Source organism: Paraburkholderia sp. Ac-20347 (assembly GCF_017104805.1).
Taxonomy (GTDB): domain Bacteria; phylum Pseudomonadota; class Gammaproteobacteria; order Burkholderiales; family Burkholderiaceae; genus Paraburkholderia; species Paraburkholderia tropica.
Genome location: NZ_JAAGPN010000294.1, coordinates 1 through 9,540 on the forward strand (window position 1 = coordinate 1; position 9,540 = coordinate 9,540).

Below are 9,540 nucleotides of genomic sequence, written 5' to 3' on the forward strand. Positions count from 1 at the left end.
CCGCGTCAGGCGTCGGCCATCGCCAGCACGCGCTGCGCCATGCGCACGTTGGCGAAATCGACGAGCTTGCCGTCCAGCGACACGGCCGCGAGTCCGGCCGCTTGCGCCGCTTCCAGCGCCTCGATCGTGCGTCGCGCGTCGCGCTTTTCGTCGTCGGTCGGCGAGAAGGCGGCGCGGGTCGGCTCGATCTGCGAAGGATGAATCACCTGCTTGCCGTCGTAACCCATCGCGGCGGCCTTCAGCGCCCACGCGCGCGTGAGCACGGCGTCGCGGAACGCGCCGCACGGACCGTCGATGGCGCGCAGACCGAAGGCGCGCGCGGCCACCAGCAGACGCATCATCGGATAGGCCCAGAGATCGAGCGCGGTCGTGCTGTAGTGGCCGTCGTCGGTCTTCGCGGTGTGCGCGTAGCCCGCGTGCGCGCCGCCGATCTCCACCGTGCGCGCGCCGATCGACGCCGCGAAATCGCCGACGCCGAAATGCAGCGCCGCGAGCCGTTCGCTCGACGCGGCAATGTCGTCGACACAGACGAGCCCGCGCGCCGTTTCGATCAGCGCTTCGATGGCGAGGGGACGATGTTCGGTAGAGCGCTCGCGCAGCAGCCGCTCGACCTCGTGCACCGTCGCGATGTTTTCCACCTTCGGCACGAGCACCGCGTCGAGCCGGGCGGCGTCGCGCACGAGCGTTTCCACTTCGTGCACGGCGATACCGTGCGCCGTCGTGTTGATGCGCACCGACACCCACTTGCCGTGCCAGTCGAGCGTGTTGAGCGCCTGCACCGCGCCGTCGAGCGCTTCGCGTTTCTTGTCGAGCGGCACGGCATCTTCGAGATCGATGAACACCGCGTCCGCCGCGCTCGCCGCCGCCGATTGCAGCATGTTCTGCCGATGCCCCGGCACCGCGAGCACGGTGCGCGTCACGCGCGGCGCGTTCATGCTTCGCTCCGTTGCGCGGCGCTTTCCGCGCGTTCGGCGAGTTCCGCGAGAATGGATTCGGTGTGCTCGCCCACGGCGGGCACCGGGCCCATCACGGGCTCCACGCCCGCGATCGTCACGGCGGGCAGGAACATGTCCATCGCGCCGCGCTCGGTGCCCACGCTGCGATATCGATCGCGCTCGACGAGTTGCGGGTGCTCCAGCAGCGCTTCCACGTCGTTCATCTTGCCGTTGGCGATCGCGGCGCGGTCGAGCCGCGCGAGCACTTCGTCGCTCGTCCACGCGGCGAAGCGTTCGGTGATGCCGCGTTCGAGCGCGTCGCGATTCGCGAGGCGCAGCGAGTTCGTCACGTAGCGCGGATCGGTCGCCACACTCGCGTCGCCGAGCACGACCTCGCAGAAGCTGCGCCATTCGCGTTCGTTCTGCACGCCGAAGAACACCGTCTTGCCGTCGCCGGTCGCGAACGGTCCGTACGGCGCGATGGTCGCGTGGCGCGCGCCGCTGCGCGGCACGGGTTCGCCGCGTCCGCGCGTGTAGTAGGCGGGATAGCTCATCCACTCGGTCATCGCGTCGAACAGCGAGACTTCGAACGCCATGCCGCGGCCCGTACGTGCGCGCTGATGCAGGCCCATCAGGATGCCGTTGAGCGTGTACATGCCGGTGGCGATGTCGGCGATCGCGAGGCCGCATTTCGAGGGCGTCTCGGGCGTGCCGTTGATCGAGAGGAATCCGGTTTCGCACTGCACGAGCAGATCGTAGGCCTTCTTGCTGCTGTACGGGCCGCCGCTGCCGTAGCCCGAAATATCGCAGGCGATCAGGCGCGGGAAACGCTCGACCAGCGACTTCGCGTCGAGGCCCTGACGCTGCGCCGCGCCCGGCGCGAGGTTCTGGATAAACACGTCGGCGCGCGCGAGCAGCGCTTCGAGCGTCTCCTGACCTTGCTCGTCCTTGATGTCGAGCGCGAGGCTCTCTTTCGAGCGGTTGGTCCAGACGAACTGGCTCGACAGCCCGTCCATCGCGGTGTCGTAGCCGCGCGCGAAATCGCCCGCGCCCGGACGCTCGATCTTGATGACGCGCGCTCCCCAGTCGGCGAGATGGCGGCTGGCGAGCGGCGCGGCGATAGCCTGTTCGATCGAGACGACCGTGATGTCGGCGAGCGGGAGAGCGGAGTTATGCATGACGTCGGGTTTCCTTGCTAGTGTGCGGCGCGGCGGCGTGCGCATCGATGAATCATGCGGGCCGCGCGACGCGAAATACGGGTCTGGCTATACAGCGTGAAAATTGACTTGCGACAACGTGCGTTACGGCACCATCCAGCCGAGCAGCGGCGTGGACTGCGCCCAGACGAGCAGGCTCAGCGCCGCGATCATCAGCACGGTCCAGCCCGCGACGCGGCGAAACAGCATGCCCTCGCGGCCGACGAGACCCACCGCGACCGCGCCCACGGCGAGGTTCTGCGGCGAGATCGCCTTGCCGACCACGCCGCCCGAGGTGTTCGCCGCGGTGAGCAGAATGTCGGAGAGGCCGGTGTGATGCGCGGTCGTCAACTGGAGCATGCCGAACAGCGCGTTGGCCGAGGTGTCCGATCCCGTGAGTGCGGTCGCGAACCAGCCGAGCACCGGCGAAACCGGCGCGAAGGCGGTGCCGGCGCGCGCGGCCCAGATGCCGAGCGTCACGATCTGCCCGGAGAGATTCATGATGTACGCGACGCCCACGACGCAGCAGACCGTGAACACGGCCCAGCGCAGTTCGTGCAGATTCTTCACGTACGTGCGGGCGGCGGTGCGCACGTCGAGCTTGAGCAGGGGCACCGAGAGCGCGCCCGCGATCAGCACGATCGAGCCGGCGGACAGCAGCCATTCGAATTTCGCGTTGACGGCGGATACAGCGGCGCCTTTCGGATCGACGACATGCAGACCGGGCCACGCGAACGCCGAGGTCAGCGCACCCATTGCGTGCGCAACGAAACCGATCTGCGTGGCGGCGACGACGAGAATCACGGCGGCGTAGGGCGCGAGCGCGCGCAGCACTTCGGCGGCGGAGTCGCGCGGGGTGTCGGCGAAAGCGTGGCGTTGCGTCTGTCCTTGCGTCGTGCGTTGCGCGGCGGATTCGAACGATGCGCCGCCGCCCGTCATCGGCATGGCGATCGCGCCGCCTTGCAGGCCCGCGCCACGTGCTTCGCGTGCTTCATTCGCGTGTGACGCGCCGCCACCGGCCGCGGCGAGATCGCTGCGCAGCACCGCCGGCGACCACAGACGCAGAAACGCGATCGATGCGCCCGCGCAGAACAGCGCCGCGACGATATCGACGAGTTCGACCGGCAGCGCCATCGAGCCCGCGAACTGCGCGAACGCGAACGCGAAACCTGCGACCGCGGCGAGCGGCCAGACTTCCTTGAGTCCGCGTCGGCCGTCGAGAATGAACACGAGCATGAGCGGGATGAACAGCGAAAGCAGCGGCGCCTGGCGTCCGACCATCACGCTGATGTCGTGCACCGGCAGGCGCGTGATCTTCGCGAGCACGGTGATCGGCAGGCCGAGCGCGCCGAACGCGACCGGGCTCGTGTCGGCGAGCAGGCAAACGGTCGCGGCCTTGATCGGCTCCACGCCGAGCGAGATCAGCAGCACGGCGCAGATCGCGACCGGCGCGCCGCCGCCCGCGAGCGCTTCGAGCAGCGCGCCGAAGCAGAAGGCGATCAGCACCGCCTGCACGCGCTGGTCGGGGCTCACGTGGGCGAGCGCGCGGCGCAGCACGTCGGCGTGGCCGCTCGCCTGGGTGAGCTTGAACAGCCAGATCGCGTTGATGCCGATCCAGATGATCGGGAAGAAACCGATGGCCGCGCCTTCGAGCGCGCCGCTCACGACCTGGCCGCCTGGCATGCCGTAGACGAACGCGGCCACGATCATCGACACGATCAGCGAGGCGAGCGCGGCCCAGCGCGCGGGCAGGCGCAGCACGCCGAGCAGCACGAACAGGGTCAAGAGCGGGAGGGCCGCGAACGCGGCGGAAGCCGCGACGGAATGCGCGACCGGATCGAATATCTGGGTGTACATGCGTCTCCTTCGAACGTCTCACGGACGTTTTCTATCGAATCGAAGGAGACAATCTAACCGCCGGCGCGCGCGTCGTGAAATACCGATTGCGGCTATCGGGTATAGGTCCAGCCTATAGTGGTTCTGTCAGATCCAGGTTCAGCGACGCGAGCGCGGCGCGGATCGGCCCGGCAGCACGCCCGCCCAGACGCCGCTTTCCACGAGTTCGGCGACGAGTTGCTCGACCACTTTCTGGATCGCCAGCGAGGCGGCGCTGGTCGGCAGCGCGTTGGGCACGCACAACGCCACGGCGCGCGCGATCTCGGGTTCGACGAGACGGTGGATCAGGTGCTGATCGGCGCTGCGGCCGAACGCGTCGGACGAGACCAGCGTAACGCCGCCGCCCTGACGCGCGATCGCGAGCATGGTCGGCAGCGAGTCGATATCGGCGACCACTTTCGGCTCGATGCCTTCGCGCGCGAAGGCGCGTTCGATCAGCAGACGCAGGCCGTTCGCGGCGCTCGGCAGCACGAGCGGGACGTCGGCGAGACGACGCAGCGGCACGTCCGCGCCCGCACCGATGCCGTCGATCTCGCCGAACACGTACAGGTTTTCCTCGAACAGCGGCCGCACGGCGATGCCGCGCGTTTCGGCTTCGCGAAACAGGATCGCCATGTCGAGGCGGCCGTTCGCCATCAGCTCGGCAAGATAGCCGCTCATGCCCTCGACGATATGCAGGCGGATGCCCGGATAGTGGCGCCGCACATATTCATAGAGCGGCAGCGCGAACACCACGGCCACGCTGGTCGGCAGACCGATGGCGACCTGGCCCGATTCGGTGCCTTTCACCTGCACGGCGAGCGGGATTTCCTCGACCTGGCGCAACACGTCGCGCGCGCGCAGATAGAGCGCGCGGCCCGCCTCGGTCGGCTGCACGCCCTGATGGCTGCGCAGCAGCAACTGGCTCTTGAGTTCGCCTTCGAGGTTCGCGACCTGCTGGCTCAGCGACGGCTGCGCGACGCACAGCCGCTCGGCCGCCTTGGAGAGACTGCCGCAATCGACGATCGCGACGAAATACTTGAGTTGCCGGATATCCATAGGCCTAGCTTATCGCACGCCGGGCTCCGCCGTCACGCGTGTCGCGTCGTCGCTGGTGGATGCTTCGGGCGAGGAATCGGGCGAAGCTTCCACCGAAGCCGCCGCTTGGATCAGCGCCCGGATGCGCGCGTTCGTCTCCGCGCCGAGCGGGTTGTAGACCAGCATGTGCAGGTCCGGGCGGCCATCGACGGAAAACGACGACTGCTCCATCTCCACGAGGCCGAGCACCGGATGATGCAGGCGCTTCACGCCGTGCGCCTCGCTTTGACCGTGTACTTCATGGCTGCGCCAGAGCGCGTCGAATTCGGGGCTCAGGCTGCACAGTTCATCGACCAGCTCTCCGACGGCGGAGACGAGCCCGGCGCGCGCGACATCGGCCCGGAACGCGCCGACCACGAAGCGCGCGACCGCGTCCCAATCGTGCTGCTTGGCGCGCACGTCGGGATTGCAGAACAGGAAGCGCAGGATATTGCGCTGGCCGGGCGGCAGCTTGCTGTAATCGGTCAGCACGATGGCGGCGGCGCGGTTCCACGCCACCACGTCCCAGGTCGCCGTCTTGATGATGGCCGGGCTGTATTGCAGCGAATCGAGCAGTCGTTGCAGACGCGGATTGACGCCCTCGACGGGCCGGTAGCGCACTTCCGGCGGCCGTCCCAGCCCGAGCATGAAAAGGTGTTCGCGTTCGGGCTCGGTGAGCATCAGCGCGCCCGCGATGCGATCGAGCACTTCGGGCGATGGCGCGCCGCCGCGTCCCTGTTCGAGCCAGGTGTACCAGGTCGGGCTGATATGCGCGCGCTGCGCGACTTCCTCGCGGCGCAGGCCGGGCGTGCGGCGGCGGCCGCTGAAGCCGAAGCTGGCGGGATCGAGCCGCGTGCGGCAGCGCTTGAGAAAGTCGCCGAGCGAGGCGACCGAGGCAACGTGGGGAGGCATGTTCGCAGCGAACCTCGCTATCCTGTTAACCATCTTATTATGATGATCTCACTACTTTAACGGTATAGCTAAACGGCAGATAGTACGCGTTCCACGACCCAGGAGTAGCAACATGCGTATTTTTCTGACCGGCGCGACCGGCTTTATCGGCTCGGCGCTCGTGCGCGAACTCATCGACGCGGGCCACGACGTACTCGGCATGACGCGTTCCGACGCGGGTGCGCAGGCGCTCGAACAGGCGGGCGCGCAGGTGCATCGCGGCACGCTCGAAGATCTGGACAGTCTGCGCCACGGCGCGGCGCAAGCGGACGCGGTCATCCACACGGCGTTCGATCACGATTTTTCGCGCTTCGTCGAGAACTGCGAAAAGGACCGCCTCGCGATCCGCGCGCTCGGGTCGGCGCTCGCGGGCTCGAAGCGTCCGCTCATCATCACGTCGGGCACGGGCGTCGGCAGCGGTCAGCACGGCGAGCCGGCCAGCGAGGACGTGTTCGACGCGACCCATGCAAATCCGCGTATCGCTTCCGAACTGACGGGCCAGGAACTGCTCGATGCAGGCCTCGACGTGCGCGTGCTGCGTCTGCCGCAGGTTCACAACCCGTACCGGCAAGGGCTCATTACGCCGCTCGTCGCGGTGGCGCGCGAGAAGGGCGTGTGCGCGTGGGTGGGCGACGGCCAGAACCGCTGGCCGGCCGGTCATCTGTCGGACGTGGTGCGACTCTATCGTCTCGCGCTCGAAAAAGGCGCGCCGGGCGCGCGCTATCACGCTGTCGGCGAAGAAGGCGTGTCGAGCCGCGCGATCGCCGAGTCGCTTTCTCGTGCGCTCGGATTGCCGACGGCGTCGATTGCGCCCGCCGAAGCAGCGGCGCATTTCGGCTGGATGGCGATGTTCGTCGGCATGGACATGCCGGCGTCGAGCGCACTCACGCGCGCGCGGCTGGGCTGGCAGCCGGTTGGCCCGACGCTGATCGCCGATCTCGACGAAGCGCGTTTCGTGTAACGGAGGATTGGGACGCGGCGTGCGCAATGCGCGCGGTCCTTCTTGTCAATTAGTTCGGCATGCTGATCGATTGAGTTCGACCTGAACGCCGGATTGCCAGATGCGCCGTGCCGCTGATGCGTGCACGGCGCACGTTCTTGTGCGCATTCGCGCGCATCCTTACCAATACTTACTACGCATTGCGAATTGTCGGAGTCAGGCGCGGAAAGAACGCGTAACACAGCGTAAACAAGCTGCGATTGAATTCTGCAAGCATACCGACCAGCTTGTTGCATTGTTTCGTTGCCTGAAGAAGAGAGTTTTCATGAAGAAGTTGCTGGCGCTGGCAAGCGCAATTGCAGTGGCGGCCGCGCTTGGCGGTTGCTGCCTGTGGCCGTTCTGTGGTCCGGGTGCGTGGGGTCCGGGCGGTGGTCCCGGCGGCGGTGGCGGTGGGGGTTTCGGCGGCGGCCCGGGTGGCGGTGGCGGCCCGCACGGCGCGATCGTCGTGCCGCACGCAAGCACGTTCGCCTGATCGACCCGAAGCCTGAAGCGCGCATGACGGACCGCCGCGTTGCCGTGGCCGGTGCGTCGCGCGCGCATCCTCCGATATGGCAGTCACGCAGGATGTTGAGGACAACTTGAAAGCATCGCAGCTAGGCGTAGCGATCATCACCCTGAACGCCGGAAAGCATCTGGCGGAATGCCTGCAATCCGTGCGCTTCGCCGACGAAATCGTCGTGATCGACAGCGGCAGCACCGACGACACCCTGGAGATCGCCCGCCAGCACGGCGCACGCGTGATCGAAGCGGATTGGCCCGGTTTCGGCGCGCAGAAGAATCGCGCGATCGACGCCTTGTCGACGCAATGGATTCTGTCCATCGACGCCGATGAAGTCGTCACGCCCGAACTCGCGCAATCGATTCGCGAGGCGATCGCGCAACCCGATCAGGTCGTGTATGCGGTCGACCGGCTGTCGAGTTTTTGCGGTCAGTGGATCTATCACTCGGGCTGGTATCCGGACTGGATTCCGCGTCTGTTTCCGCGCGACGTGGCGCGGTTTTCGACCGACCTCGTGCACGAGCGCGTGGTGTACGACGCGCCGAGCCGCCGTCTCACGGGCAAGCTCATGCATTACTCGTACGACGATGTCGAAAGCGTGCTGCGCAAGATGGATCTGTATTCGACGCTGGGCGCCGAACAGCGTCGCGCGTCGGCGAAACGCAGCAGTGTGAGCAAGGCGCTCGGGCGCGGCCTGTGGGCGTTCATTCGCACTTATGTGCTGCGCCGCGGCTTTCTCGATGGCCGCGCGGGTCTCGTGATCGCGGTGTACAACGCCGAAACGGTTTATTACCGCTTCCTGAAGCTCGCGCGTCTCGGTACGCCGTAACGCGTGGAAAACGGTGGTCGATGCGAGTCGATCGCCGTTTTTTTGACGCTACATTCGCAACTAACGGCCAATCGCGCCACACGTTGCCCAGTCAGATCCCACGCGAAAAACACGTTGAACGGACGCACGGCAAGGGCTTGCAGTGCGTCCGGTTTTCTTCTTGATGCGTTAGCGCTAAAACCAGCGTTTTAACGCAGGCGCTCGGCCCACGCAGCGACCTCATCGCCGCTGCTGATCTTCGGATCGACCAGGCCGTCGATCATGAAGGTCGGCGACACGTGGATGCCATTCTGACGCGCGTATTTCGCGTGCCATTTCACTTCGGTGTCGAGACCGGGAATGGCGAACGCCTCGCGCAGCGCGAGGCCGCTATAGCGTTCGATGCGCGCGATGATGTCGTTGGGCGTCGCGTCCATGTTCGGGCCGCCGCAATGGCGCTCGAATTCGAATTCCTCGCGATGCGCGGCCACCGCGGCCAGCACCGCTTTCGCGCTTTCCTTGCCGCCCGGCAGCGTCGACGCCGCCAGAATGCAGCGCACGATCACGCCCGAATACATGTGCCACGGCTGCGATTGCAGGCGGACCTTGATCGTGACGTTCTCCGCGCCCGCGGTGTCGAGCAGGGCGTCGAGCTTGCCGAACGCACGCACCGAGTACGGGCAGGTCGGTTCGAGAAAGACTTCGAAAACGCGCGGGCCGTGGCCCCAGGTGAGCGGATCGGCGCGCCACGTCGGCGCGGAAGAAGCGGGTTGCGTCATGGTTTCTGATTCCGGTTGAGGATGAGGGATGTCACGCGACGAGTACGCAACGTGCGAGCGACGTGCAAGCGACGTGCAAGCGGCCCGAAAACCGCGCACGTCGCGTACCGTCATGGTCGTTATTGCGGCAGCGGGAAGAGCGTATCGTCGCGCACGACGTACTGCTTCTGGAAGCCTGGACGCAGCATGAACGCGCCGTACCAGTCGATCGAAGCGGGCTCCTTCACGGGGCTCGCGGCGGGACCGTAGCTCGACGCGAGTTTCGGATCGCCCTTGCCGAGATAGTGCGCGATCTGCGGGAACGGATAGATCGGACGGCTCGCGAGCGCCGGCTGATTCGGGATCGCCACGGGCGGCAGCGCCGCGTGCGCGCCCATGCCGCCGCCGCGTCCGTCGCTGCCGCCTTGCGGGCCGTCCGTC

The 9,540-nt window shown here is 67.0% G+C and carries 10 protein-coding genes; 3 read left to right on the forward strand and 7 right to left on the reverse strand.

Annotation, left to right across the window (positions count from 1 at the left end):
• Positions 1-5: 5 nt before the first annotated feature.
• From G3N97_RS32940 to G3N97_RS32960, 5 genes are all read right to left on the reverse strand, one after another.
• Complete coding sequence (locus G3N97_RS32940) at positions 6-935, reverse strand: CoA ester lyase (protein ID WP_205997091.1); 930 nt, start codon at positions 933-935, stop codon at positions 6-8.
• On the reverse strand, positions 932-2,113 hold the full coding sequence (locus G3N97_RS32945) for a CaiB/BaiF CoA-transferase family protein (RefSeq protein ID WP_205997092.1): 1,182 nt from the start codon (positions 2,111-2,113) through the stop codon (positions 932-934). Before G3N97_RS32945 ends, G3N97_RS32940 begins: the two co-directional genes overlap by 4 nt.
• 123 nt (positions 2,114-2,236) lie before the next feature.
• Positions 2,237-3,988: an L-lactate permease gene (locus G3N97_RS32950; RefSeq protein WP_205997093.1), complete on the reverse strand. Its 1,752-nt coding sequence runs from the start codon at positions 3,986-3,988 to the stop codon at positions 2,237-2,239.
• 138 nt (positions 3,989-4,126) lie between these two features.
• Positions 4,127-5,065, reverse strand: coding sequence for a LysR substrate-binding domain-containing protein (locus tag G3N97_RS32955; protein ID WP_205997094.1), 939 nt, complete (start codon positions 5,063-5,065; stop codon positions 4,127-4,129).
• A 9-nt stretch (positions 5,066-5,074) separates the two neighbouring features.
• Positions 5,075-5,995 (reverse strand): helix-turn-helix transcriptional regulator, encoded by a 921-nt coding sequence (locus tag G3N97_RS32960; protein ID WP_205997095.1) that lies wholly within the window; start codon positions 5,993-5,995, stop codon positions 5,075-5,077.
• 112 nt (positions 5,996-6,107) lie between these two features.
• On the opposite strand from G3N97_RS32960, the gene G3N97_RS32965 reads away from it, so the two are divergent.
• The 3 genes from G3N97_RS32965 to G3N97_RS32975 all read left to right on the forward strand — a co-directional run bounded on the left by G3N97_RS32965 (position 6,108) and on the right by G3N97_RS32975 (position 8,362).
• Entirely contained in the window at positions 6,108-6,995 is an 888-nt protein-coding gene (locus G3N97_RS32965) for an SDR family oxidoreductase (protein WP_205997096.1), read from the forward strand.
• Positions 6,996-7,299: 304 nt separating this feature from the next.
• On the forward strand, positions 7,300-7,506 hold the full coding sequence (locus tag G3N97_RS32970) for a hypothetical protein (RefSeq protein ID WP_065064067.1): 207 nt from the start codon (positions 7,300-7,302) through the stop codon (positions 7,504-7,506).
• Positions 7,507-7,612: 106 nt separating this feature from the next.
• The gene (locus G3N97_RS32975) at positions 7,613-8,362 is read left to right on the forward strand and encodes a glycosyltransferase family 2 protein (RefSeq protein ID WP_176081692.1); all 750 of its coding nucleotides are present in this window, start codon (positions 7,613-7,615) and stop codon (positions 8,360-8,362) included.
• Positions 8,363-8,550: 188 nt separating this feature from the next.
• On the opposite strand, the gene G3N97_RS32980 is transcribed toward G3N97_RS32975, so the two are convergent.
• Both G3N97_RS32980 and G3N97_RS32985 read right to left on the reverse strand, forming a co-directional pair.
• Positions 8,551-9,120, reverse strand: coding sequence for a thioredoxin (locus G3N97_RS32980; protein WP_205997097.1), 570 nt, complete (start codon positions 9,118-9,120; stop codon positions 8,551-8,553).
• 119 nt (positions 9,121-9,239) lie between these two features.
• On the reverse strand, positions 9,240-9,540 hold a 301-nt coding region (locus G3N97_RS32985), incomplete at its 5' end, for a hypothetical protein (RefSeq protein ID WP_205997098.1).